Here is a 22,420-nt window from a genome sequence, read left to right on the forward strand (position 1 = left end):
AGATGAACGATCGCACCGCTGTCTGCAATTGGGCGGAAGCGGACGAGCACGGAGGCACGATCCATCTTTGATTGCGCTAGCTGTCGAGCGCTGCCCGCCTGGGGTATCGTTGGGGTACATCGTGGCATAGCCTCCTCGCAAACCGCAGGTTTCTGCGGGGTGTGATTGGCTGCGGCGGAGGGGACCTCCGCCGCAGCCGTCCGTACTTTGAACTGGGAAGCTCCATAAGTGCGCTAGGCCTATTGGAAGCGACGTTAAGCCGCTGAACAGGAATCCCCCGTAGACGATCAGGAATGCGGAAATGGTCGTTCCTGACCGGCATGTTTGGCTTGCCGGTACTCCTGGTCCTCGTGGTGATTGGCTACCTTACGCCGTCCTACGTACCGAGCCGATCCCTCAAAAGTGCGGCAGCCTCAACCACCTCGATTGATGTGGCGCAAAGGCGTATCATCGCAAGCTTCGTGGGCCGGTGTCGCTGGGGGCTGGCGCTCAATCAGCAGCTGCTGAACCGAGACGTCACGCTTTACTCATGGGAGAACGACACAGGAATTCTGGCGAGGACTGTGATAGCCTGCATGCCGGGAAAGCCTTGTTCGGTCACCGCGCAAGCGCTCCTGGCGCAACCCTCGTTTTCACGCGCCGATGGCTCGCGGCAGCCAGTACGATTCGGGGGCTGTGGCAGGGCAACACCGGATTGGCTCAACGACGCAGCCGAATGAGCGGGTAACGCCCCGGATCAGTTGCTCTCGCAGTTTTGATCAGCGCAAGCCTCTACCTTTGCTGGCGTGAGAGGCCGATTCACTCTATGTTCCTCTGGGGATTGGCGGGGAACTAATGGGCGTATATTCGGAGATACTGCCGAGCCGAAAGCAGCAGGCGCTGGACTTCATATCCGGTTATATTCTCGAGCATGGCCGTAGTCCCGCAATGCGCGAGATTGCGCTGGCGTTAGACGTAAGCGACACGCGAGCGAAGGCGCTCGTGAAGAAGCTTGCGTTCGAGAAGATGATCGAGCGCGCAGCTGGCGCGCAACGGGCGATCACCGTGCCCGGGTTGCTTGAGCGGCAGCTGATAGAGCGGATGCGCCAGCTGGGCGTCGTCGTGAACGAGGATTTCGCGAACGTCGATCGCGTGCGGCCGTTACCACAAGGTCATCTCCCGCTCGTGGCGATCCTCGAGCATATCCCTGACGTCGACGCCGGGGATCTCCATGCCACACCTACCTACTGACCAGGCAGCGCCTGCTCTCACAACCGAACGCGAGCAACAGCGCGTAGCGCACCTGGTGCTTGGCGAGCCGCGTCCGAAACCCAAGGGCGCCAACCGTCGCAAGAAGGGCAAGATGCCGGCGACCGTGACGCTGGAGCGCGGCATCGAGGAGCGCGTGCAGCTGCGCGAGCGCTGGTCGCACAAGACGAACGGCACGGCCGAGACGCACGAACACGCTGCTGCGCAAGCACGACGTGAGGGTTCGCTTGCCCGCCTCGTCGGTACCGGTGCGATCGACGCGCACCAGCTCGCCGCGGCGGATCAGATCGCCGAGGCGTACCATTCCATCACGGCCGAGGTTGCGGTGCGCACTGCGAACTTTGAGCCGCGCAGCTCGGGCGGCGGTCCGCACAGCGCTTCGCACGCGTCAATCGCTGCCGTGATTCGTGAGCGCGCATACGCCCGTTGGCGTGAGGCGGTCGCTCCGCACGGTGCGATGCTGCTCGCGATCATCGTGGACGACATGGCGCTGACGACGGCCGCGCGGGACTGGCGGCTTTCCAACCGACGGGCCCGATCGCTCTTGGTTTCGGCGCTAGACAGCTGGAAGCGCTGCTAGCCATTCATCTCGCATAACGACCGCAATCATATGAGCCCTGTTTCGAGTCCGTGTCTTAAGTCGCACATTCTCGATGTGGCGCTCGACGGTACACGGTGCGATGCTAAGCTCGTTAGCAACTTCCTTAGCTGAGCGCCCTCTAGCGACAAGTCGGAACACTTCTTCTTCACGGGCGGTCAGATGTGGGATTACAGAAGATTGCATTTCGTCCCCCCAATTCATTGCGACGGGTGGCTAGAAAAATAGCAACCCTCGCCCCCGCGACACAGCCCTTGTGTGCGCGCTTCTAGTCAAAAAAACGTCAGCAACTGGCACGAATTAGCAGGATTAAATCTATTCCCGATTCGCGCGTTGTTAAGATGCCACGTTACCAAATGTTAATAAATCCGGCACGGACCTAACCTGGTGTGTTTAAATTACAAAGGCGATGTGGCGGACTCAATCTGAACGTCGCTAGGTGTATCCATCTTGGACCAGAAGGCTTCCCTATCTGATGGAAGGCGTGGCCGAGATTTGGGGGTGACCTTTGGGGAACTTCCCACAAGGTCACCTCCCCAAACGGTCACGTAACTCGCAAATCGACCCCGCCACAGCTGTAGCCGCTGGACGCCGCCCGCCCCCCTTTGTGCGTGCGTCCTACGTGAAGGGAGATCTGATATGCGTCATGATGTTCCCCGATCCGGTGCAGTGGCCGCCCAGTCGAACTCGAACCTGGCCGATCAGCTCGAACGCATCACACCGCGGTTCGATGAGCTGACCCAACGAGTGCGGCTGGGCGTTGTATCTTCGGACGATTACAACGTCCTCGAGGAGCAGGCGCAGGGCATCGCCCGCGACCTGCTCGCCGCCTTCCGGGGCAGCGTCACCCGCGCTGCCCGGCCCCCCCTCTATGTCAGTGCCGATGGCACGAAGGCCGGTTGGTGATGGCAATCCCTCGCGAAGCAATTCAGCGCGCGGTCGATGCCGGTCATCCGGATCATGCCCTGGTCGGCGTCCCGGTGAGCCTATTGCGCGAGATCCTCAGCATCCTCCCGGTCGCGACGATCGCCGCGAGCGTCGCGCCACCCGCCAATCAGGGCGCACCAGCATGAGCACCGCCAAGCACCCCGCCGCGGTCGACGTCGCCGGCACCCCGTATCTTCGTGACGCCAAGGGCAGCCTGGTCCCGCTCGCCGCGGTCAAGCCGGTCGACCTGCTCATGGACGAAACGGTGCGTGCCATCCTGACCGATGCGCGCGAACTGTCCGCCCTCATTGCCGCGTTCAAGGCGCGGACGTTCGAGCGCGTCGGCGCGTTCCAAGCGCTGCTCGCGCAGGAGTACGGCACGACCGTCGGCGGAAAGACGGCTGCCGGATCGAGCGCGTCACCGGCTGCTGGCGCGGATCATCAGCCGGGATGGCTCGTCGCAATCGGGGCAGATCGCGCGTATCTCGTTGACCGACGTGACGGACGTGACGGCTGCGCAAACTGCGGCCACGGCGTCCGCTGGATGGGCTACACCGGCCAGGCGATCGTCAGCCTGCTGGAGCAGCTGTCGACGGCCGAGCCCGCACCGATCACGCCGAGCGAAGCGGCCCGCGCTGCAGCTCCGGAGGCCGAACAGGCCCCCACCGAGTAGGCCCCCGCCTGCCGCCCCCGTCTAAGCAAAGGCTCGCATCATGAAGAATTACACCCTCGCGGGCCTTGGCGTCGCGGGACGGCGGCTCGCGTGAGCGACGCACCACAACAGCGCCTGGCGCTGAAGGACATCATCATGGTGTGCTGCGCAGTGGTTGCCCCGCTCGCGGTCGTCGGCGGCATGTTCCGCGCTGACGGCAACCGCTCCGCGCAGATCGATACCAACACCCGTCGGATCGAAGTGCTCGAGGCCGCCAACCAGGCCAAGACCGATCTGCTGACAAAGATCGACGGCCGCACGATCCGGATCGAGACCAAGCTCGAGATGATGGCGCCGGCGCCGAAGATCGCCGCGCGATGATCGACGGTCCTATGCTCATGATCCTGGCCGGCGCTGCGATCCAGGCAGTCCCACCAGCCTGCCGGCTGATCGTTTATATCCGACGTCGGCCGCGCGCCGCGCCGGCGCTGGGCTCACCCGCCCGCACCTGATCCCGCCGGCGGCCGGCTGCCGCCCCTCACAGGAGATACCGATGAAACTCGACGCCATGCGTCGGGCGCGTGACCTATGGTTGCGCGCCTGGCCGCTGTGGTCCGTGCGCATGTCCGCGCTCGGCGCCATCCTCACTGCCTTTGCCGCGGCCGCCCCCGATACGCTGCTGCAGATCTGGAACGGACTGCCCGACGACATTCGTGCGACCTTTCCCGAGTCGGTCGCGGACGTCATCCCGACGCTGCTGTTCGTGGCGACGATCGTCGTGCGCCTGATCCCGCAGAAGCCGGTCGGCGAGCGCAAGAGCCTGTGGAAGTCGATCACTGGCAAGGTCGCGCCGAAGGCCGCCGGCGGCATCGCTACGATCGCGCTCGCTATGATCGCCAGCGTGATCGCCGTCGAGGGCGGCTACGTGAATCACCCGGCCGATCCCGGCGGCGAGACGCACATGGGCATCACCAAAGCCGTTGCCGTGCAGAACGGCTACACCGGGCCGATGCGGACGCTGCCGCGCGAGGTGGCGGAGAGCATCTATTACACGCGGTACCTGGTGCAGCCTGGCTACGCCGCCCTGGTGCCGATCGACGCCGCAGTGACGGCCGAGCTGTTCGACACGACCGTCAACATGGGGGCGGCCCGCCCGTCAACGTGGTTCCAGCAATCGACCAACGCCCTGTGCGGTACCAAGCTGGTGACTGACGGCCGCGTCGGGCCCGGGACGATCGCGGCGTACCGCGCGTGGCAGGGGAAGCTCGGCGCCAGCAACCTGTGCGTCGCAACGCTGGTCAATCTCGATCGCGCGCAGGCCGCGGAATATGCGCGCCTAGTCCGCGTGAACCCGAAGCGGAAGGTCTTCTACAAAGGCTGGATCGCGCACCGGGTCGGCAACGTCGATCGCGGCCGGTGCAAGGTCGCAACGTCGTGACGCAGATCCGCGTCATCGTCGCAGTCGTCCTCACGCTGGCAAGGCGCGCTGATCCTCGTGCTTTCGAGTAGCTATTGCGGGGTCTGCGCCGGGGTATCGCCCACCCAAAAGTGGGGTACACGCCCCGCTGAAACCCGCGAAAAAGCGTCATTGCGGCGGAGGGATTCTCCGCCGCGGCAATGTCTGATTTGGGAGGAAAGCGGACGGTCCGCTTTTGAGCAGGCAGATGGCGTTAGCGGACGTCGCCTAACGCTGCGGCCTTTCTCGAAAAGGATCGAGTTTCGGGAATGGGTGCGTGATCTGCCGGGTATCCGCTATCTGGCACCCACCCCGGGGAAGCTACCTTTGTACAGTGGCATATTCGTGAAGACTAAAACCAGAGATGTCTTCTTCGTTTAATCGCGCCATTGCATGCTCACTCATCATGAGTCCGCAATAGACATGCTTCTCATGCCAAAAGTGTGACCCTCCTGATTTTGTCACGTCGAATATGAGCTTATCTCCCGACGGATATCTCCATGATACACGATCAAATACCCAACCGGGACGTTCGGCGAATACGCTGTCAATCCGGTTGCATACCTGCCAAAACCACCTTTTATGTAGAACCTCTCCGGTCTTTCGCACATAGTGCAATTCTATGAATTGATGCATGCCAGGCTCAATATCTTCAATCAGATATCGTAATCGATCGCTTACTGTCCGAACGAAAAGCGCCTCATAGTCTTGAGGCTTTAAGTTTGCTGGCCAAGATATTCGCGTTGGAACGCTCGCCACCTGAACCGGACGGCCACTTGACGATTTGCTGACCCTTGTATTTATGCCGCCATCGGGAGTTTCGTCTTGGAGCAACAATTCTGTTGCTCCTCCGACAATTTTCCCATTGGGCTTTCGAAGGCCGGATGGCTCATACGAGGCGCCATAAACGGTCATGCTGTGGTTAGGCCTCCTACGGCTCCGAAGACAGCGGTGAGCGGCTTCAGGTCGAGCTAGTGCTATACGACCCTCGGTATTCGAAATGCTAACGTTGGAATTTAGGGGCGTAGCCGTCTAGCCCTTCACGCCGCTGTATCGATGCAAAACTTTCCCTTTTTCGTCAAGAACTGCGCGTCGGGGCATTCTCGGAAACGAACGGCTGGCGGGAACCTCGCCGCCTTGATCGCGCTGACGGACGCCTGCAGGTTTAGCTTTCCCAAAATCTGTTCCCAATTGCTCTTTCTCGAAATGGCCAATCGGAGACGGAGAAATGGGAAAGATCGCGCTTAACGAATGGCCGTTATCGGGCACCCGGATCGCCAGCCTGAACGTCCGACTCTGGGCGAAAGCCGCCGGGGTATCGACTGGTCAAATCTGGGGTACCGAGGGCGCTAAAACCCGCGGAAAAGCGTCAACGCGGCGGAGGGTTCCTCCGCCGCGAGCAACAGACTTCTAAGAGATTTTTGGGTCGCTAGCGTCAACAATACGCATGAGGTGGCTCGCTAAGACGAGCTGCTCCCCGGGTTCGGTTGGGTCTCTGTATTCTACTTCCCGGTGGCTAACCGGATTGCGAATGGTTCCGAACGCACCTGCGAAGAGCTGGCCCATTGCCTCTCGTTCGCCTTCCAATAACGAATAATCGGTCAGCGGCCCTGTCGTCTTGTGGAACGCAGCGCGCATGAGGTTGACGCCCGTGCCAGTACAACGGCTTTTCTCCGCGACCACAATCTCAAGCGCTTTGAAGGCGGCAAAAACAGCGGTAGCGTAATCTCCCGTGAGGTATAGCGCCCACGACTTGTTTGCGACAACTGGATGCAGAAATTCGCGAGGCAATGCCGACGAGGCAAGATACCGGTCAAACGAATGTGTAGCCGCGATGTGTTTGGCAGCTCGCGAAAGGGTGGTCACGCCGACCGTCGTACCGTCCACCGAGTACACTAGAAGACCTTGCGCTTCGAGCCACGCCCAAGCTTCCGCCACGGCCTGTACAAGCTCCAACCCGGCAGCTGACCTCAATGTGCCCAAGACATTAGGCTGGTGAAAGCGGCCGCCCCATTCCGAGAGCGCCAGGAAGTGCAGGAGCGGGCCGGCGAGCTCGGCTGGCGGCAAAGCTAGAGTCATTTCATCCGACGGGAATGGGTGCGGCAGTCGCTGCATCAGTCTCTCCAAATTATTCGCCCCAACCATCCGAGATCAACGTGGAGGTCAATATGCTCACCAACGCCGCGGTGAAAGCCGCGCGGCCGCGCGCGGCCGCCTACAAGCTGTTCGACCAGGGCGGCCTGCACCTCTACGTCGCGCCGACCGGCCGAAAGTCGTTCCGTATGAAGTTCCGCCTTGGCGGGAAGGAGCAGCTGCTGACGATCGGCGCCGTGCCCGAGGTGACGCTCGATGCCGCCCGGGCCCGGTGCGACCAAGCGCGCGAGCAGCTCGGCCGCGGCGAGGATCCTCGGTCCTGCGAACTGCCGCAAACCGGCAAGGCTCGTGCTTTCGAACACGTCGCGCGCCAGTGGCACACCCACATGCGCCCGCGTTGGACGGAAGTGCATGCCGGCGACGTCCTCGGGAGCCTCGAGCGCGACGTGTTCCCGGCGATCGGCGCGATGCCGATCGGCGCCGTCACCGTGCCGGTGATTCTGAACGCGCTGCGCGTCATCGAGGAGCGCGGCAGCCTGGTCACCACCGGCCGCGTCCGTCAGCGGATCTCGGCCGTCTTCGCCTATGCGATGGCGGAGGACCTGGTCGACCAGGATCCCGCGGCGATCGTTAGCCGGGCGCTGACCCCGCCCGCGCCAGCGCAGCATCACCCCGCGTTGCTCGAGATCGAGGACGCGCGGGCGCTGCTCGCCGGGGCCGAGCTGGTCGACGTCGCGCCGGTAGTGAAACTTGCGTCGCGATTCCTGGCACTGACCGCGGTCCGTTTCGCCGCGGTACGCGGCGCGCGCTGGGAGGAGATCGAGGATCTCGACAGGGCCGCGCCGCTTTGGCGGGTACCGGCCGCGCGGATGAAGCTGGCGGCAGCAAAGAAGCTCGATGCGAAGAACGACCATCTGGTGCCGCTGTCGCGCCAGGCGGTCGAGCTGCTGCGCGAATTGCGCGGGGATATGCATCAGGGCCGCGAGAATATGCATCAGCAGGATGCAAATATGCACGGCCTGGTCTTCGATTGCGGCGGGGGGCGGATGATCGGCGAGAAGTCGATTGGCGCGCTCTACGATCGCGCGGGGTTCGAGGGGCGGCATGTCCCGCACGGCTGGCGGGCGTCGTTCTCGACGATGATGAACGAGAAGGGGGCCGACGGCGCCGATATCGAGCGGGCTCTGGCGCATACGCCGAAGGACAAGGTCAAAGCGGCGTATGATCGAAGTGCTCGCCTTCAGCGGCTGCGCGATCTGTTCCAGGACTGGTCGGATATGTTGGTCGGGATCTGATCAGCGCCGCATACGCGACGCAAGAAAAGAACAACGGATCTCGCACACTTCCCCCATCGACAGCCCGGGGCGGCGCAAGCCGCCTCGTTCCGACAGCCGGGTCTTGGCGGTCGGGTCCTTGAGGCATGCCGTTTCGGCTCTGGGGGAATATCAAACTAGCGCCGGCTCCGCGTTCAGCGGAGACGTTCCTTATTCCTCATATCTGAATGCAGGATAGAGCACATTTCATGTACTCGCGTTGTCGAACGACGAAGCCGCGCTGGCGAGAGCGGCGCGCAGGGGGGCGTATTGGACCTCGCGTGGCGCGGCTGGCGCACCGCGTGCCACGGCGGCAGGGACGGCCCCCAGGCGGCGAAGCTTGGCGACGAGGATCTGCATGTACCGCTGCCATGTTCGGGGCGCCATGCTGCGCCTATGGTCGAAATAATAGGCGTTCGACGTCTGCTCTCGCTGGGGGGCGAACTCGCCGTCGTTGTTCGTCCGGATGCTACGGCGCACCCAATCCACGAAGCCGCGACCCTTCAGGCGCTTCACCGCGTCGATCGCGGCGTTGCGGCTGCAGACCGCCCAATCGGCGATCGTCTCGTATGACGGAAACAGCGCGCCTGTCGCGAAGTCGATCTTCTCGAGCAGCGCCTCGAGCACGGTGATGTCGACGCGGCGAAGCCGGCCGTCGGCTTGCGCGATCGTGGCGTCCAGTCGCTCGATCTCGTGCCGCAGCGTTGCTGGCCGACCGATCGGAGCCTGCCCCTGCGCGACGAGCGCCGCGAGCTCGGCCGCCAGCGTGTCGCGCTGCTCACGTATCTCGCGAAGCCGACGGTTGGGCAGCTCCTTCCAATCCTGCCGGCGCTGTTCCTTGGCGCTCTGCACCAGCGCCTCGCGATGAATCACGCCCTGGGCGTGCGATCCGTCGCCGACCTTCTTCCACGGCTGGGCGCGCAGATCGTCGACGTCATAGCTGAGGCGCCGCGGTACGCGATGGCCTTCGCCGTGATCGGGGCCGCGCGACTTCTCGGAGAACTGGGCACTCGTCCCGCGAATGAGATTGCGGACAGCTTGCGCTGTCGGCGCGGTACCATTGACCGCGCTCACAGCGCGCCACTCGTCAGGAGTGCCGCGGCCCCTCGAGCAGCTGTGCGGGCTCCAAAAGATCCACCGTCAGCAAGTCGGCCCATTCCTGCGCGATTTCGCGCCGTCGGGGCATGTACGCGTACCGATTGTAAATCGCTTCCACGCTGCCATCGATATGCGCCAGCATGAGGTCGATGACTTCCCGATCTCCCTTCCGACCCTCCTCGGCCGCGAGCCGGTTCATGACGGTAGAGAACGTTGCGCGCCAACCATGCGGCACGTGGATGGCGGCGTAGCCTGCCTCCCGATACAGCTTGCTGATCGTGCTGTCGCTTAGCGGCCGCTTGGCGAACTTGATCGATCGGAAGATCAACCCCGTCGTGCCGCTGAAGCTGATCGCGATCTTCACGATCTCGACCGCCTGACGTGACAACGGAACGATGAACTCGAATGCCGGATCGTTGCGACGCTCCTGGGCTAGCTTCATTTTCGTAGCCGGAATTCGCCAGATCGGGGCTTCGCCGTCCAGATCCTCGAACTCGTGCACCTCCGCCAGGCGCAGAACGCCCGACCGCACCGTCGTCAGCGCCAACAGGCGCGAAGCCAGCCTCGTTAGCGGGAAGACCGGCCGCGCTTCCACGACTCTGAGCAATTCCCGTGCGTCCGCGATCGTTTGGACCGCCGGATAGTGACGGTGCCGAACCCGACCGAGCGCCTTGCCCATTTCCGCCGCCGGGTTGGTGGTCGCGATCGCGCTGGCGATCGCATGTACGAAGATGTCGGAGATCCGCTGCCGGCAGCGATGCGCGACGTCGGCCGAACCGCGCGCCTCGATCTTCCGCAGCAGCGTGACGATCTGTGGCGAGGTAACCTGCGCGATCGGCATCTTGCCGATTGCCGGGAAGACGTCGTTCTCCAACGTCCGCAGGACGTGCTTCGCGTGCGTTGGCTTGAAGAGCGGCACCTGACTGGCGTGCCATGTCAGGGCTACCGACTTGAACGTATGTTCGCCCTGAGCTGCTGCCTGCGCCGCCTGCAGCACGCGATCGATCGAAGGATCCACCCCCGTCCGGAGCAGTGCTGCTGCCTGCTCGCGCGCGATTCGCGCCTTCTTCAGCGAGACGTCGGGATAGAGGCCGAAGGTGAGTCGCTTTTCCTTGCCGTGGATGCGATATTTCCACCGCCAAGAGCGCGCGCCGGACTTCAAAATTTCCAGATAGAGCCCGTGGCCGTCGAATAGTTTCGACTTCCCGTCGGCCGGCGGTGATTTGCACTGCAGATCCGTCAGCACGCGATGCCCCCACCGCTATAGAACCGTGCCCCCATAATGCCCCCGAATGCCCCCGCCAGTCCTCGCCGGCAATGGCGGCTTTTGACGGCAACAGGAACCCCAAAAAACGGCTGTTTTCCGTGGTTTTTGACGGACTTTGACGGTCTGTGAAGGTGAAAAATGGTGCCGGTTGCAGGAATCGAACCCGCGACATCCAGTTTACAAAACTGGCGCTCTACCAACTGAGCTAAACCGGCCGGTGCGTGCCGGGCCATGCGCGCCCGGTACTGGATGCCCAATGCTTCAAGAAACGCCGAAGGTCCAGCCCTCGGTTTGCGCGATATGCGGGGTCAGTGCGGGCGGGGCCCAGAGGTCGGCGCGGTGCGCGGTGGTGCGCAGCCACGCGGCGGTGAGGATCGCGTCGGTCGCGTGGTCGTCATAGCGTGCGAGCGGTCGGTGCGGCGCGCTGCCGAGCGCGGCGAGCGCCCTGTCGAGCGACTCGGCGTCGCGCATCTTGCTGAGGCCCTTGCGGATGCCGGCGGCGCGCGCGGCGATCGTCGTGTAGATCTCGACGATCGCCGACCCGCTCGCGGGCAGTGGATCGAACGGCCAGACCGGCAGGCGCCCGGCGAGCCGGTGCAGCACGCGCATGCCCGTCAGGCTCGACTTGCCGACCTGCGCGGCGCCGACCAGGTTGAGCGCGCTGGTCGGGTTGAGCCCCTGCAGACCCTGCGCCTCCTCGGTCACGCGTAGCCGGCCGCGCCCTTCGAAGAACACGCCCTTGCGCCCGCCATGGCGCCGCAGGTGCGGCGCGATCGCGTCATGATCGACGAAGCTGCTCGCGCCGAGATGCGGGTCGTCCGCGCAGATCGCATCGACCAGCCGCCACAAGGCGCGCGCGTCCGCCGGGCTGTCGGACCAGCCGGGGAAGAACGCACCGCGATCGACGAATGGCAGCGATGGCCCGAGATCGAGCCCGACCAGCGTATCGGGCGGCATCGTGCTCGCCAGCCAGTCGAGCGCGGCGGCGCGCGACCAGCCGCCCTCGGCCGCGACCAGCGTCGGGGCCTCGGCACCGTGCGTGCAGATCGCGACAGCGATGCCGGGCTGCCGCGCGCCGACCGCGCCCGACCAGTCGATCGCGGCGAAGTGGCTGAACCGATCAGGGGCGATCGCCATAGCCTTTGCGCTGCGCGACCAAGGTCTGATCCCATGCCGCGCTCTCGGTCAACGAGAGCGCATAGGCGGCGACCGCATCCCAGCCCCTCATGCGCGTTTGGTCGCACGCAGGCCGTCCCAATAGGCCAGCCGCTCCGACAGTCGCTTTTCGAACCCGCGTTCGGTGGGCGCGTAGAAGGTCTGCGGGCTCATCTCGTCGGGCCAGTAATCCGAGCCCGAAAACGCACCCTCGGCATCATGGTCGTACGCATAGCCCTTGCCGTAACCGATATCGCGCATGAGCTTGGTCGGGGCGTTGCGGATTGCGGCGGGGGGCATCAGCGATCCGGTCTCGCGCGCCGATTTCCACGCCGCCTTCTGCGCCTTGTACACCGCGTTCGATTTGGGCGCGGTCGCCAGATAGACGCAGGCCTGCGCGATCGCGAGCTCGCCCTCCGGGCTGCCGAGAAAGTCGTAGGTGTCCTTCGCCGCGATGCACTGGACCAGCGCCTGCGGATCGGCGAGCCCGATATCCTCGACCGCCGCGCGGGTAAGGCGGCGCAGCAGGAACAGCGGTTCCTCGCCCGCGGTCAGCATCCGCGCGAGATAATAAAGCGCCGCCTGCGGATCGCTGCCGCGGATCGATTTGTGGAGCGCGGAGATGAGGTTGTAATGCCCCTCGCGATCCTTGTCGTACACCGCGACGCGGCGTTGAAGGAAGTTCGACAGTCCCGCCGGATCGAGTGGTTCGGGAAGGTTGACCGAGAACAGCGTCTCCGCCTGGTTGAGCAGGAACCGGCCATCGCCGTCCGCGCTCGCGATCAGCGCGTCCTTGGCGGGTGGCGTGACGGGCAGGGGGCGCTCCATCACCACCTCGGCCCGATCAAGCAGTTGTTCGAGCGCACCGCGGCCGAGCCGTTCAAGGATCAGCACCTGCGCGCGGCTGAGCAACGCGGCGTTGAGTTCGAACGACGGATTCTCGGTGGTCGCGCCGACCAGCGTGACGGTGCCGTCCTCGACATAGGGCAGGAAGCCGTCCTGCTGCGCGCGGTTGAAGCGGTGGATTTCGTCCACGAACAGCAAGGTGCGCTTGCCCATCTTGGCATGCTCGCGCGCCTCGGCGAACGACTTCTTCAGCTCGGCCACGCCCGAGAACACCGCCGAGATCGCGACGAACCGCAGGTCGACCGCGTCCGCGAGCAGCCGCGCGATGGTGGTCTTGCCGGTGCCGGGAGGGCCCCACAGGATGATCGAGGATAGCCGTCCCGCCGACACCATCCTGCCGATCGCACCCTCGGGGCCGGTGATGTGATCCTGCCCGACCACCTCGTCGAGCGTGCGCGGGCGCAGGCGATCCGCGAGCGGCGCGTTCTCGGGGGGCGTTTCGGTAGGGGGGGCGGGTTCGAAGCCCGCGAAGAGGTCGGCCATCCGGCAAAGATAGGGGCGGGGGGGCGGTTTGCCCATCCATGCGCGTCCTCCCTCTACGGATCGTCTTTCCCGTGGCGGACGAGAATTGCGCGAATCTTTCGACCGCCCCCTTGAACACGAAATAGTCTGCGATATATCTTACGTCATGAACGAAGATATATCGGAGAACACTCAAATGCGGTTTGGTACAGAATATGGAGCTTGGACCGGTGGCCCGCGTGGCGACGGCGAGCAACGCGGTCGGCCGGGCCATGACGGTCATGGCGGGCACGGACGGCACGGGCATCGCGGCGGCCCCGGCGGACGGCGCCGGTTGTTCGATGGCGGCGAACTGAAGCTCGTGATGCTGAAGCTGATCGCGGACGCGCCGCGCCACGGCTACGACCTGATCCGCGAGATCGAGGGGCTGACCGGCGGCGGCTATGCGCCGAGCCCGGGGGTCGTCTATCCGACGCTCAGCATGCTCGACGAGATGGGGCTGATCGAGGAGCAGCAGTCGGAGGGCGCCAAGAAGCGCTTTGCGGCGAGCGACGAGGGCCGTGCGCATCTCGCCGAGAATAGCGCGATCGTCGATGCGCTGTTCGCGCGGCTGGCGGCGGTGGGCGCGGAATCGGAGCGGACCGATGGCGCGCCGATCCGGCGGGCAATGGGCAATCTTCGCCAGGTGCTCCAGCACCGGCTCATACGCGAGGACGTCAACGAGGATACGCTGCACGACGTGGCGGCACTGATCGACGAGGTCGCGCAGAAGATCGAGCGCTTGAAGTGAGCGTCTCCGTCGCACGCGTACCGACGCATTCGGCGAGCAAGTATCTCCAGCAGTTGGCCAAGCATTGGAGCCACAAGATGGAGGTCACGTTTTCGGAAGAAGAGGGCCGCATCGCCTTCCCGAACGGCGCGGTGCTGGAGATGCGCGCGGACAGCGAGACGCTCGACGTCGCGCTGACCGTGCCCGATGGCGAGGATGTCGAGCGGATGCGCGGCGTGGTGTCGAGCCATCTCGACCGCTTCGCCTTCCGCGAGGCGCCGCTGACGTTCGACTGGGCGGCTGTCTGACGCCGATCGGTGCGTTATCCGTGGTCGATCAGCCGCGCTCGCGGCGCGCCATCACCGCAAGGTAGGTGTCGAGCACGGTCTGGTTGATCACGTCCCAGCGATAGCCCGCCGCCTTGGCATGGCCGGCGCTGCCCATCGCGTGGCGCAGGCCCGGCTCGGCGACGATCCGGGCGATCGCGTCGGCATAGCCGGCGATGTCGGTCGGCGGCACCAGGAAGCCGGTCCGGCCATCGTCGATCAGGTCGACCGCGCCGGTCGCGCGCGCGGCGACGACGGGAACGCTTGCCGCCATCGCCTCGAGCGTCACGTTGCCGAACGTCTCGGTGACGCTGGGGTTGAAGAACACGTCCATCGACGCGACCGCGCGGCCGAGCGCCTCGCCCGACTGAAAGCCGGTGAACACCGCTTCGGGCACGCGCTCCGCAAACCAGTCGCGCGCCGGGCCTTCGCCGACCACCACGACGCGGTGGCGGACGCCCCGGCGGCGCAGCTCGGTCAGCACGTCGGCAAAGACGTCGAGGCCCTTTTCCTTCACCAGCCGGCCGAGGAACCCGACGACCATCTCGTCATCGCCGATGCCGAGCGAGCGCCGCCAGGCCAGATCGCGCCGCGCCGGGTTGAACCGGTCGTGATCGATCCCGCGCGACCAGATGCCGATCGACGAGGTCACCCCCCAGCCGCGCAACAGCTCGGCCATGCTGGGCGAGGGGACGACGACCTCGTCGACCCGGTTGTAGAAGCGAGTCAGCCGCTTTTTCGCGAGCGGCTCGAGAAAACCCATCCGGTAATAGCGGAAATAGGTCTCGAACCGCGTGTGGAACGACGCGACCGTCGCGATCGCTCGCGTGCGGGCATAGGCGACCGCGGCATGGCCGAGAAACTCGGGCGCGGAGACATGGACGATGTTGGGCGCAAACGCGTCGATGTCGCGGCGCACGCGCGGCGTGATGCCCAGCGCGACGCGATATTCGCCGCGACCGCCAACCAGCGGGATCGCGGGCACGTCGACCAGGTCGCCGATCGCGGGGAAGGCGGGCTTGGCGACGGTCGGCGAATAGACGCGGACCTGCACGCCGCGCGACAAAAGGTGCCCGACAAGCAGGTTCAGCGACTGGTTCGCACCGTCGCGGACATAGTTATAATTGCCGCTGAACAGGGCCACACGGAGATCGGTCGGCTGCATCCTCCGGGCGGATAGCGCCGCACGTGGGCAAGCGCCAGACAATCCGGCCGCGCGCGCTTTGCGGGGCCGATCCGGGCGAACGATGTTCCCTTATCGTTCCTGCTGGGCTAAGCCGCCGCCATGGCGAAACCCCAGAAACGTTATGTATGTCAGTCCTGTGGATCGGTGTCGCACCGGTGGGCGGGGCAGTGCGCCGATTGTAACGAATGGAACACGCTGGTCGAGGAGGCGAACACCGCCGCGACTCCGTTCCATTCCAAGCACAATCTGCAGACCGGCGGCCGCGCGATCCAGCTCGTGGGGCTCGATGCCGAGATCAAGCTGCCTGATCGGATGGCGACGGGCATCGCCGAGCTCGACCGTGCGCTGGGCGGCGGCTTCGTCGAGGGATCGGCGACGCTGATCGGTGGCGATCCCGGCATCGGCAAGTCGACGCTGCTGCTGCAGGCGGCGGCGAAGATGGCGCTCGCAGGCCAGTCGGTCGCCTATGTCTCGGGCGAGGAGGCGGCCGACCAAGTGCGGCTGCGCGCGCGGCGGCTGGGGCTCGGCAATGCGCCGGTCCAACTGGCGGCGGCGACCTCGACGCGCGACATCCTGACGACGTTGCAGACCCGGCCGCCGGCGATGCTCGTGATCGATTCGATCCAGACGATGCATTCGGACCTGATCGAGGGCGCGCCCGGCACGGTCAGCCAGGTCCGCGCGTCGGCGCAGGAGCTGATCCGCTTCGCCAAGGAACGCGGCACCGCGGTGGTGCTCGTCGGGCACGTGACGAAGGACGGCTCGATCGCCGGTCCGCGCGTGCTCGAGCATATGGTCGACACGGTGCTGAGCTTCGAAGGCGAGCGCAGCCACCAGTACCGCATCCTGCGCGCGATCAAGAACCGCTTCGGCGGTACCGACGAGATCGGCGTCTTCTCGATGCAGACCGAGGGGCTGGCCGAGGTCGGCAACCCGTCGTCGCTGTTCCTCACGCACCGCGACGACGCGATGACCGGCGCGACTGTGTTCCCGGCGCTGGAGGGGACGCGCCCGGTGCTCGTCGAGATCCAGGCGCTGACCGTTAGGCTTGCGTCGGGCGCGACGCCACGGCGCGCGGTGGTCGGCTGGGATTCGGGGCGGCTCGCGATGATCCTCGCGGTGCTCGAGGCGCGGTGCGGGCTCAGCTTCTCGAATGCCGAAGTCTATCTGAACATCGCCGGCGGCTACCGCGTGCAGGATCCGGCGGCGGACCTGGCAGTGGCGGCGGCGCTGATTTCGGCGATGTCGGAACGCCCGGTGCCCGTCGACGCGGTGGCGTTCGGCGAGGTCGCGCTGTCGGGCGAGATCCGTCCGGTCGCGCATGGGCTGTTGCGGCTCAAGGAGGCCAGCAAGCTCGGCTTCGAACGCGCGCTGGTCCCGGCGTCGATGACGGGGGAGAAGAGCGGGATGAAACTGTCGGGCTTCAAGACGCTGGCCTCGTTCGTCGATCACATGATGGGGCGGGGGTAGCACCGCGCGGGGTATGACGGGGCTGGCGAGGACGCGACACGAACGCCCGCACTAGCGGTTCGGCGCGCGCATCCCTATTCCAGATCCATGAACCTCACCGCGCTAGACATCGTCGTCCTGCTCGCCGTCGCCGGGTCGGCGGTGCTCGGGTTGATCCGCGGGTTCGTGACCGAAGTGCTGTCGATGTTCGCCTGGGTCGCGATGGTGGCGATGTTGAAGCTGTTCCACATCCCGCTTGCCGCCACGCTGTCGCCGATGATCGGTACCGTCGGCGGCGCCGCGGTGCTCGCCTTCGCGATCATCACCGGGCTGACCTATATCGGCGGACGGCTGGTCGCCAACGCGATCGGCGCGCGGACCAGGACGTCGATCCTGGGACCCGTCGACCGCGCGCTCGGCTTCGGGTTCGGCGCGCTCAAGGGCCTGATCCTCGCCAGCCTCGTCTTCCTGCTCGCGACGCTCGTCATCGATACGATGGGCGGCGGACCCGCGCGCCGGCCCGGCTGGATGACGACGTCGCGGACCTACCCGCTGCTCAACGCCACCAGCGCCAGCATCGCCGATTTCGTCGACCGCCGCCGCCGCGGCAAGCCCGTGTTCGGCGCCATGACGCCGCCCTCCCGATCCGATAACGCAAGCGAGCCGAAGCCATGAGCGCGCCCCTCTACAACGCCGAGATCCTGCGTCTCGCCGCGACGATCCCGCACCACGAACGCCTCCCCGCGCCGATGGCGACCGCCGAGAAACGCTCGCCGATCTGCGGCAGCCGCGTGACGATCGACGTCGCGGTCGACGCCGAGGGGCGCGTGAGCGAGGTCGGGCTGCTCGTCCGCGCCTGCGCGCTGGGCCAGGCATCGTCGTCGTTGCTCGCCGCCAACATCCTCGGCCGGACGCCTGCCGAACTCGCCGCCGCGCGCGATGGGCTGACCACCTGGCTTGCGCGCGAAGGCGATCCGCCCGATTGGCCGGGGATGGATATCTTCACCCCCGCGCTCGACTATACCGCGCGCCACCCCTCGATCCGGCTGGCGTTCGAAGCCGCGGCCGAAGCCGCCGATACCGCTGCAAAGGCCAAAGCCTGATGGCCGAGGGCACGTCGCCGTCGCTGCTGCGTGACGGGGTCGTATTGCTCGGGTTTGGGCTGATGTTCGTGCTGTTGTTCCGGCGACTCGGGCTGGGTGCGACGCTCGGCTATCTCGTCGCGGGCGCGGTCGTCGGGCCGCATGTGCTCGGCCTGGTCGGTGATGCGGAATCAAAGCTCGGCTTTGCCGAACTCGGCATCACGCTGCTGCTGTTCATCGTCGGGCTCGAGCTCAATCCGACGCGTCTGTGGCGGATGAAGGAGGAGATATTCGGGCTGGGCTTGTTGCAGGTCGCAATCTGCGGCCTGGCGATCACGGCAATCGTCTGGATCGGCGCGCGATTCTCGCTCCCCGCCGCGCTCGCGCTGGGGCTCCCGCTCGCGCTGTCGTCGACCGCGCAGGTCCTGCCGATGCTGCGCTCTTCCGGCCGCATGAAGACGCCGTTCGGTGAGCGCGCATTCTCCATCCTGCTGTTCCAGGATCTCTCGATCGTCCCGCTCATCACGATCGTCGCGGCGATGAGCCGCAATCCCGCCGACGCCAACGCGCCGCCCGGCTGGCTGCTCGCGATCTACACGGTGCTCGCGGTCGTCGGCCTTGTCGTCGCAGGCCGCTTCCTGCTTCGCCCGTTCTTCCGCCTGATCGGCAATCTCGGCGAGCGCGAGATGTTCGTCTTCGCGGGCCTCTTCACCGTCATCGCGAGCGCCGCGATCATGGAATGGCTGGGCCTGTCGACCGCGCTTGGCGCCTTCATCGCCGGCGTCATGCTCGCCGACAGCCCGTACCGGCACGAACTTGAAGCCGATGTCGAGCCGTTCCGATCGATCCTCCTCGGGCTGTTCTTCCTCGCGGTCGGCATGGTGCTCGATCTGAACGCGATCGCCGAGCGGCCGCTGTTCGTGATGGCGATGGCGGCCGCGCTGATCCTGACCAAGACCAGCGTGATCATGCTGATCGGCATGGCGTTCAAGATGACGTGGCGCCAGGCGTTCGCGCTTGGCCTGTTGCTGAGCCAGGGCGGCGAGTTCGGCTTCGTGCTGTTCGCGCAGGCGCAGGCCGGGCTGCTGATCGAACCGCAGGCGGCGAGCCTGTTCGGCGCGATCATCACGCTGTCGATGGCGACGACGCCGTTCCTGATGGGGATCACGCGCCGCTTCCGGACCGAGCCAGTCGCCAAGGGGCAGCAGCGCGACGGTCCCAAGGTCGACGGCGCGAACGCGATCATCGTCGGCTATGGGCGGTTTGGCCAGACGGTCGGCCAGATCCTGCTCGAGGAAGATATTCCGGTGACGCTGATCGACACCGATATCGAGATGATCGACATCGCCGGCGAGTTCGGCGCGAAGGTTTATTATGGCGACGGCACGCGGCTCGACCTGTTGCGCCAGGCGGGCGCCGCGGAGGCGGAGGTCATCTGTTTCTGCATGGACGGCGACCAGCTCGATCCCGCGACGATCGAGGGCGTGCACGAGGCGTTCCCCGACGCGGCGATCTACGTCCGCGCCTATGATCGGCGTGCGCTGGTCAAGCTGAAGAACACGTCGGCGAATGCGGTGGTCCGCGAAGTGCTCGAATCGGCGGTGAAGATGGCGCGGCTGGCGTTGCGCGGGCTCGATGTCGCGCCGGGCGATATCGACCGGGCGGAGGAAGCCTATCGCGCGCGCGACAAGGAGCGGTTGCAGTTCCAGATCGACTCGGGTGACATCCGCGCGGCGCGCACCGAGACCGCGCAACGCTTTCCCTGGGGGAACGACCAGCCATGATCATCGTCATTCTCGCCGCCTTGTCGGGCGCGCTCGCGGTCGCTGCAGGCGCGTTCGGCGCACACGGCGCAAGCGGTGCCGCCGCGGAGTGGCTGAAGACCGGCGCGCAGTACCAGCTGGTCCACGTGGTCGCGGCGCTGGTCGCGATCCGCATGGAGGCGCGCGGACCCGCCTGGCTGTTCGTGGCCGGCGCGGCGATCTTCGCGCTGACGCTCTATGCGATGGCGCTGGGAGCGCCGCGCTGGTTCGGGGCGATCACGCCGATCGGTGGGGCGCTGCTGATCGGGGGCTGGCTGTGGCTCGCATGGCAGGCGCGGTCCTGACCACGGTCAGCGCAGTTCCTGCTGCCACAACCGGATCTGCTCGATAGGATCGGTCTCCGCCATCGCGGTCGCGACCGCGGTGCGATAGCCGCCGGGCCGTAGCCCGTAGCGCGCCAGGAACGCACGGCTGGCGTGGCTCTCGGTGACGAGCCCCGCGTCGAGCGCGATTTCGGCGAACGACCGTCGCTCGGCGGGGTTGGAGAGCGCGCGCCGGACCTGTTCGAGGCGTCGCGCGAGGATGAAGGCGGCAAGCCCCTGTTGCGGCCGCAGCAGCCGGTACAGCGTCGCGCGCGACACGCCGGTCTCGGCAATCGCGGTCTCTGCGTCGAAATCGGGATCCCCGAGCCGGCCGTCGACCAGCGTGCGAAGCTGGCTCAGTCGCCGCCCGTCGCGCCCGGCCTCGACGATGGTGTCGTGCAGCCCATAGGTCTCCAGCGCCACCTTCAGCAGCGTGCACAGCGCAGACGTCGCAGCCGGCAGCGACGAGGTCTTCATGTTGGGCAGGTTCGACAGCAGCGACTGGACGAAATCGGCGTAGAGCCGGCACTGGTCGGCGGTCAGCACCAGTCCGTGCAGCGCCCCGATCGGCCCGACGGTCTCCTCGATCCGGTCCTGCGCGATCGCGAGCGTCGCGATTCGTGCATCGCGCATCATGTTGCGCGTGGCGCGGCTGACATCGACCAGCACGACCTCGCCGGCTTTGATCTCGCGGATGCCGTCGCCGATATCGACCTGCAACAGGCCCTCGAACACCAGCGTCACGGTCCAGTGCGTGAAGCCGTCGCGGCCGACCCGCTGCTCGCCCCGGCTATGGCTGATGTCGTTGAGGCGGCGATCGTAGAGCAGCGCGCGGTCCAGTCGCCAGGCCTCGAACGCGGCGCGCGGGTCGGGGCCGATCTGCGTGACGTCGGCGCCCAGCGCGTAGAGCGCCCGGTACCGATCGATCCGCTCGTTCGGCGGCAACGCCGCGCTGTCGAACGAAACCCGTTCGGGTGCCTCGGGCGCGGTCATGCCGCGCATCTCTGGCGATAGCGGGGCCGGACCGCCCAGACCGCCAGCGCGCAGACGCAGCTTGCGATCACGCCGGTGGTGAACAACGCGGCCCCGAGCGCCCCGGCGGCAGGAACGGTGCCGGCGCCGCCGCTTCCGGCAACGGTCGCCAGCACCCCGGTCAGCAGCGGTCCGACGCCGACGCCCACCAGCGTGACGAGCGCGAGAAAGACGCCGTTGACGGTAACGCGCGCCGAGACCGGGCTCAGCATCTGCACGCCGAACAGCCCGCAGAACGAGGCGATCCCGAGCGTGAGGTTCGCCATCGCCACGCCGACCACCGCCCCGGCGAGGCTCGGCGCCCAGACCAGCGCCGCGAGCGGCAGCAGCGTCGCGATCAGCCCGGTGAGGAGGATCGCCGGGACATGATCATGCCACGCGGTATAGCGGGTCATCAGCCAGCCGCCGGCAAGCTGGCCTGCGGGCGCCGCGATCAGCGTCACCCCGCCAAGCAGGATCGCCGCCTCGGCGGGCAGGAGACCGCGGTCGCGCACGAACAGCGTCGGCAGCCACGCGCCCATCGCCTGGATGAGCAGGACGGGCATGATCGCCGCCGCAAAATATAGCGCGATCGTCGACCGGCGGACTTCGGCTGGCAGGGGACTCGTCGGTGGACCATCGGGCAGGGGCCCGACCGGGCCGATGCGCGCGGCGCTGCGGCGGATACCGACGAGCAGCGGGAGCATCACGATGTTGGGCAACGCGGTGATCACGAAGAGCCACCGCCAATGCGCGACCCCGCTCAGCGGGTTGGCGGGATCGACGGGCGCGAGAACGGTCAACAATGACAGCAACGCGCCGATCGCCAGCAGCGCGGTGCTTCGCCCGATCGTCGAGCCGCTCGTGAAGACAGACAGCGCGCGCGCGCGACCGTCGGCCCCGGCGGTGTCGACGAGCCAGGCGATCGCCACCGGCACGAACATCGCCTGGCCGATGCCGAGCCCCGCCCGCGCCAGCATCAGCATGGTCGTGGATTGTGCCGCGCCAGTCACGAGCGTTGCCGCGGTCCAGACCGCCACGCCGCCAATCAACCACCACGGCGATGCCCGCCGCCCGCGCAGCATCGCCGCCAGCGCCAGCGCGGTGACGCCGTACGGCACGGCAAAGGCGGTCCCTATCAGCCAGCCCGCGCCGGCATCGGTCATCGGCAGGTCCAGGCGCATCAATGGCAACGCACCGCCGATCATGGTGCGATCGATGAAGGCGAGACAGTGCAGTATGGCCAATACGGAAATGATACGCCTGATGACCCACCCCCCCAGGCGTTCGATATAT

At 66.1% G+C, this 22,420-nt stretch carries 25 protein-coding genes and 1 tRNA gene; 15 read left to right on the top strand and 11 right to left on the bottom strand.

Annotated features, from left to right (window positions below):
• The first annotated feature begins 981 nt into the window (after window positions 1–981).
• Together C8J26_RS20025 and C8J26_RS05485 are read left to right on the top strand one after the other, a co-directional pair.
• Window positions 982–1,230 carry a hypothetical protein gene (locus tag C8J26_RS20025; RefSeq protein WP_146168773.1) on the top strand — a complete coding sequence of 83 codons (249 nt, stop codon included), beginning with the start codon at window positions 982–984 and terminating at the stop codon, window positions 1,228–1,230.
• A gap of 55 nt (window positions 1,231–1,285) precedes the next feature.
• Window positions 1,286–1,828 (top strand): hypothetical protein, encoded by a 543-nt coding sequence (locus C8J26_RS05485; RefSeq protein WP_107957098.1) that lies wholly within the window; start codon window positions 1,286–1,288, stop codon window positions 1,826–1,828.
• Here C8J26_RS05485 and C8J26_RS05490 read toward each other — a convergent pair.
• The gene (locus C8J26_RS05490) at window positions 1,805–2,050 is read right to left on the bottom strand and encodes a response regulator transcription factor (protein WP_341871492.1); all 246 of its coding nucleotides are present in this window, start codon (window positions 2,048–2,050) and stop codon (window positions 1,805–1,807) included. The genes C8J26_RS05485 and C8J26_RS05490 overlap by 24 nt on opposite strands.
• Window positions 2,051–2,485: 435 nt before the next feature.
• On the opposite strand from C8J26_RS05490, the gene C8J26_RS05495 reads away from it, so the two are divergent.
• The 5 genes from C8J26_RS05495 (at window position 2,486) to C8J26_RS20810 (ending at window position 4,863) form a co-directional block, all read left to right on the top strand.
• A complete protein-coding gene (locus C8J26_RS05495; RefSeq protein WP_146168775.1) occupies window positions 2,486–2,752 on the top strand; it encodes a hypothetical protein in 267 nt (88 codons plus the stop codon).
• Window positions 2,752–2,919: a hypothetical protein gene (locus C8J26_RS20385; RefSeq protein ID WP_167398779.1), complete on the top strand. Its 168-nt coding sequence runs from the start codon at window positions 2,752–2,754 to the stop codon at window positions 2,917–2,919. Before C8J26_RS05495 ends, C8J26_RS20385 begins: the two co-directional genes overlap by 1 nt.
• The gene (locus C8J26_RS05500) at window positions 2,916–3,446 is read left to right on the top strand and encodes a DUF3164 family protein (RefSeq protein ID WP_107957100.1); all 531 of its coding nucleotides are present in this window, start codon (window positions 2,916–2,918) and stop codon (window positions 3,444–3,446) included. Before C8J26_RS20385 ends, C8J26_RS05500 begins: the two co-directional genes overlap by 4 nt.
• Window positions 3,447–3,536: 90 nt before the next feature.
• Entirely contained in the window at window positions 3,537–3,806 is a 270-nt protein-coding gene (locus tag C8J26_RS05505; protein ID WP_107957101.1) for a hypothetical protein, read from the top strand.
• A gap of 172 nt (window positions 3,807–3,978) precedes the next feature.
• Window positions 3,979–4,863, top strand: coding sequence for a glycoside hydrolase family 108 protein (locus C8J26_RS20810; RefSeq protein WP_244185180.1), 885 nt, complete (start codon window positions 3,979–3,981; stop codon window positions 4,861–4,863).
• 339 nt (window positions 4,864–5,202) lie between these two features.
• On the opposite strand, the gene C8J26_RS20030 is transcribed toward C8J26_RS20810, so the two are convergent.
• Both C8J26_RS20030 and C8J26_RS05515 read right to left on the bottom strand, forming a co-directional pair.
• Complete coding sequence (locus C8J26_RS20030; protein ID WP_146168776.1) at window positions 5,203–5,796, bottom strand: imm11 family protein; 594 nt, start codon at window positions 5,794–5,796, stop codon at window positions 5,203–5,205.
• Between the two features lie 495 nt (window positions 5,797–6,291).
• Window positions 6,292–6,996 (bottom strand): TIGR02391 family protein, encoded by a 705-nt coding sequence (locus tag C8J26_RS05515; protein ID WP_167398780.1) that lies wholly within the window; start codon window positions 6,994–6,996, stop codon window positions 6,292–6,294.
• 53 nt (window positions 6,997–7,049) lie between these two features.
• On the opposite strand from C8J26_RS05515, the gene C8J26_RS05520 reads away from it, so the two are divergent.
• Entirely contained in the window at window positions 7,050–8,270 is a 1,221-nt protein-coding gene (locus C8J26_RS05520) for a tyrosine-type recombinase/integrase (RefSeq protein WP_107957557.1), read from the top strand.
• A gap of 225 nt (window positions 8,271–8,495) precedes the next feature.
• Here C8J26_RS05520 and C8J26_RS05525 read toward each other — a convergent pair whose 3' ends face one another.
• From C8J26_RS05525 to C8J26_RS05545, 5 genes are all read right to left on the bottom strand, one after another.
• The gene (locus C8J26_RS05525; RefSeq protein WP_107957103.1) at window positions 8,496–9,362 is read right to left on the bottom strand and encodes a helix-turn-helix domain-containing protein; all 867 of its coding nucleotides are present in this window, start codon (window positions 9,360–9,362) and stop codon (window positions 8,496–8,498) included.
• Window positions 9,363–9,375: 13 nt separating this feature from the next.
• The gene (locus tag C8J26_RS05530; RefSeq protein ID WP_107957104.1) at window positions 9,376–10,632 is read right to left on the bottom strand and encodes a tyrosine-type recombinase/integrase; all 1,257 of its coding nucleotides are present in this window, start codon (window positions 10,630–10,632) and stop codon (window positions 9,376–9,378) included.
• 160 nt (window positions 10,633–10,792) lie between these two features.
• Window positions 10,793–10,868, bottom strand: a tRNA-Thr gene (locus C8J26_RS05535).
• Between the two features lie 46 nt (window positions 10,869–10,914).
• Window positions 10,915–11,790 (bottom strand): hypothetical protein, encoded by an 876-nt coding sequence (locus C8J26_RS05540; RefSeq protein WP_208631332.1) that lies wholly within the window; start codon window positions 11,788–11,790, stop codon window positions 10,915–10,917.
• A gap of 87 nt (window positions 11,791–11,877) precedes the next feature.
• A complete protein-coding gene (locus C8J26_RS05545) occupies window positions 11,878–13,197 on the bottom strand; it encodes a replication-associated recombination protein A (protein WP_107957105.1) in 1,320 nt (439 codons plus the stop codon).
• Between the two features lie 175 nt (window positions 13,198–13,372).
• On the opposite strand from C8J26_RS05545, the gene C8J26_RS05550 reads away from it, so the two are divergent.
• Window positions 13,373–13,966, top strand: coding sequence for a PadR family transcriptional regulator (locus C8J26_RS05550; protein ID WP_107957106.1), 594 nt, complete (start codon window positions 13,373–13,375; stop codon window positions 13,964–13,966).
• Window positions 13,963–14,253 carry a DUF2218 domain-containing protein gene (locus tag C8J26_RS05555; RefSeq protein ID WP_107957107.1) on the top strand — a complete coding sequence of 97 codons (291 nt, stop codon included), beginning with the start codon at window positions 13,963–13,965 and terminating at the stop codon, window positions 14,251–14,253. Before C8J26_RS05550 ends, C8J26_RS05555 begins: the two co-directional genes overlap by 4 nt.
• A 28-nt stretch (window positions 14,254–14,281) precedes the next feature.
• On the opposite strand, the gene C8J26_RS05560 is transcribed toward C8J26_RS05555, so the two are convergent.
• On the bottom strand, window positions 14,282–15,436 hold the full coding sequence (locus C8J26_RS05560; RefSeq protein ID WP_107957108.1) for a glycosyltransferase family 4 protein: 1,155 nt from the start codon (window positions 15,434–15,436) through the stop codon (window positions 14,282–14,284).
• Window positions 15,437–15,556: 120 nt separating this feature from the next.
• Here C8J26_RS05560 and radA point away from each other — a divergent pair, with 120 nt between their 5' ends.
• The 5 genes from radA to C8J26_RS05585 all read left to right on the top strand — a co-directional run bounded on the left by radA (window position 15,557) and on the right by C8J26_RS05585 (window position 20,095).
• Window positions 15,557–16,927: a DNA repair protein RadA gene (gene radA / locus C8J26_RS05565; protein ID WP_107957109.1), complete on the top strand. Its 1,371-nt coding sequence runs from the start codon at window positions 15,557–15,559 to the stop codon at window positions 16,925–16,927.
• Between the two features lie 87 nt (window positions 16,928–17,014).
• On the top strand, window positions 17,015–17,581 hold the full coding sequence (locus C8J26_RS05570; RefSeq protein WP_056420428.1) for a CvpA family protein: 567 nt from the start codon (window positions 17,015–17,017) through the stop codon (window positions 17,579–17,581).
• On the top strand, window positions 17,578–18,009 hold the full coding sequence (locus tag C8J26_RS05575) for an iron-sulfur cluster assembly scaffold protein (protein WP_107957110.1): 432 nt from the start codon (window positions 17,578–17,580) through the stop codon (window positions 18,007–18,009). The genes C8J26_RS05570 and C8J26_RS05575 overlap by 4 nt, the downstream gene beginning before the upstream one ends.
• Window positions 18,009–19,772, top strand: coding sequence for a cation:proton antiporter domain-containing protein (locus C8J26_RS05580; RefSeq protein WP_107957111.1), 1,764 nt, complete (start codon window positions 18,009–18,011; stop codon window positions 19,770–19,772). The genes C8J26_RS05575 and C8J26_RS05580 overlap by 1 nt, the downstream gene beginning before the upstream one ends.
• Window positions 19,769–20,095 carry a DUF423 domain-containing protein gene (locus C8J26_RS05585; RefSeq protein WP_107957112.1) on the top strand — a complete coding sequence of 109 codons (327 nt, stop codon included), beginning with the start codon at window positions 19,769–19,771 and terminating at the stop codon, window positions 20,093–20,095. Before C8J26_RS05580 ends, C8J26_RS05585 begins: the two co-directional genes overlap by 4 nt.
• 6 nt (window positions 20,096–20,101) lie before the next feature.
• Here the strand turns inward: C8J26_RS05585 and C8J26_RS05590 are convergent, their stop codons facing one another.
• A complete protein-coding gene (locus C8J26_RS05590) occupies window positions 20,102–21,106 on the bottom strand; it encodes a helix-turn-helix domain-containing protein (protein WP_167398781.1) in 1,005 nt (334 codons plus the stop codon).
• The gene (locus C8J26_RS05595) at window positions 21,103–22,371 is read right to left on the bottom strand and encodes an MFS transporter (RefSeq protein WP_146168777.1); all 1,269 of its coding nucleotides are present in this window, start codon (window positions 22,369–22,371) and stop codon (window positions 21,103–21,105) included. The genes C8J26_RS05590 and C8J26_RS05595 overlap by 4 nt, the downstream gene beginning before the upstream one ends.
• Between the last annotated feature and the right edge of the window lie 49 nt (window positions 22,372–22,420).

Origin of the sequence: Sphingomonas aurantiaca (genome assembly GCF_003050705.1) — a bacterium.
Taxonomy (GTDB): Bacteria; Pseudomonadota; Alphaproteobacteria; order Sphingomonadales; family Sphingomonadaceae; genus Sphingomonas; species Sphingomonas aurantiaca.

What these genes read in the sequence shown, in the direction of transcription:
- C8J26_RS05490 (WP_341871492.1), bottom strand. Translation starts at nt 2,050, where the DNA reads ATGAATTGGGGGGACGAAATGCAATCTTCTGTAATCCCACATCTGACC.
- C8J26_RS05495 (WP_146168775.1), top strand. Translation starts at nt 2,486, where the DNA reads ATGCGTCATGATGTTCCCCGATCCGGTGCAGTGGCCGCCCAGTCGAAC.
- C8J26_RS20385 (WP_167398779.1), top strand. Translation starts at nt 2,752, where the DNA reads ATGGCAATCCCTCGCGAAGCAATTCAGCGCGCGGTCGATGCCGGTCAT.
- C8J26_RS05500 (WP_107957100.1), top strand. Translation starts at nt 2,916, where the DNA reads ATGAGCACCGCCAAGCACCCCGCCGCGGTCGACGTCGCCGGCACCCCG.
- C8J26_RS20810 (WP_244185180.1), top strand. Translation starts at nt 3,979, where the DNA reads ATGAAACTCGACGCCATGCGTCGGGCGCGTGACCTATGGTTGCGCGCC.
- C8J26_RS20030 (WP_146168776.1), bottom strand. Translation starts at nt 5,796, where the DNA reads ATGACCGTTTATGGCGCCTCGTATGAGCCATCCGGCCTTCGAAAGCCC.
- C8J26_RS05515 (WP_167398780.1), bottom strand. Translation starts at nt 6,996, where the DNA reads ATGCAGCGACTGCCGCACCCATTCCCGTCGGATGAAATGACTCTAGCT.
- C8J26_RS05520 (WP_107957557.1), top strand. Translation starts at nt 7,050, where the DNA reads ATGCTCACCAACGCCGCGGTGAAAGCCGCGCGGCCGCGCGCGGCCGCC.
- C8J26_RS05540 (WP_208631332.1), bottom strand. Translation starts at nt 11,790, where the DNA reads ATGGCGATCGCCCCTGATCGGTTCAGCCACTTCGCCGCGATCGACTGG.
- C8J26_RS05545 (WP_107957105.1), bottom strand. Translation starts at nt 13,197, where the DNA reads ATGGCCGACCTCTTCGCGGGCTTCGAACCCGCCCCCCCTACCGAAACG.
- C8J26_RS05550 (WP_107957106.1), top strand. Translation starts at nt 13,373, where the DNA reads ATGCGGTTTGGTACAGAATATGGAGCTTGGACCGGTGGCCCGCGTGGC.
- C8J26_RS05560 (WP_107957108.1), bottom strand. Translation starts at nt 15,436, where the DNA reads ATGCAGCCGACCGATCTCCGTGTGGCCCTGTTCAGCGGCAATTATAAC.
- radA (WP_107957109.1), top strand. Translation starts at nt 15,557, where the DNA reads ATGGCGAAACCCCAGAAACGTTATGTATGTCAGTCCTGTGGATCGGTG.
- C8J26_RS05570 (WP_056420428.1), top strand. Translation starts at nt 17,015, where the DNA reads ATGAACCTCACCGCGCTAGACATCGTCGTCCTGCTCGCCGTCGCCGGG.
- C8J26_RS05575 (WP_107957110.1), top strand. Translation starts at nt 17,578, where the DNA reads ATGAGCGCGCCCCTCTACAACGCCGAGATCCTGCGTCTCGCCGCGACG.
- C8J26_RS05580 (WP_107957111.1), top strand. Translation starts at nt 18,009, where the DNA reads ATGGCCGAGGGCACGTCGCCGTCGCTGCTGCGTGACGGGGTCGTATTG.
- C8J26_RS05585 (WP_107957112.1), top strand. Translation starts at nt 19,769, where the DNA reads ATGATCATCGTCATTCTCGCCGCCTTGTCGGGCGCGCTCGCGGTCGCT.
- C8J26_RS05590 (WP_167398781.1), bottom strand. Translation starts at nt 21,106, where the DNA reads ATGACCGCGCCCGAGGCACCCGAACGGGTTTCGTTCGACAGCGCGGCG.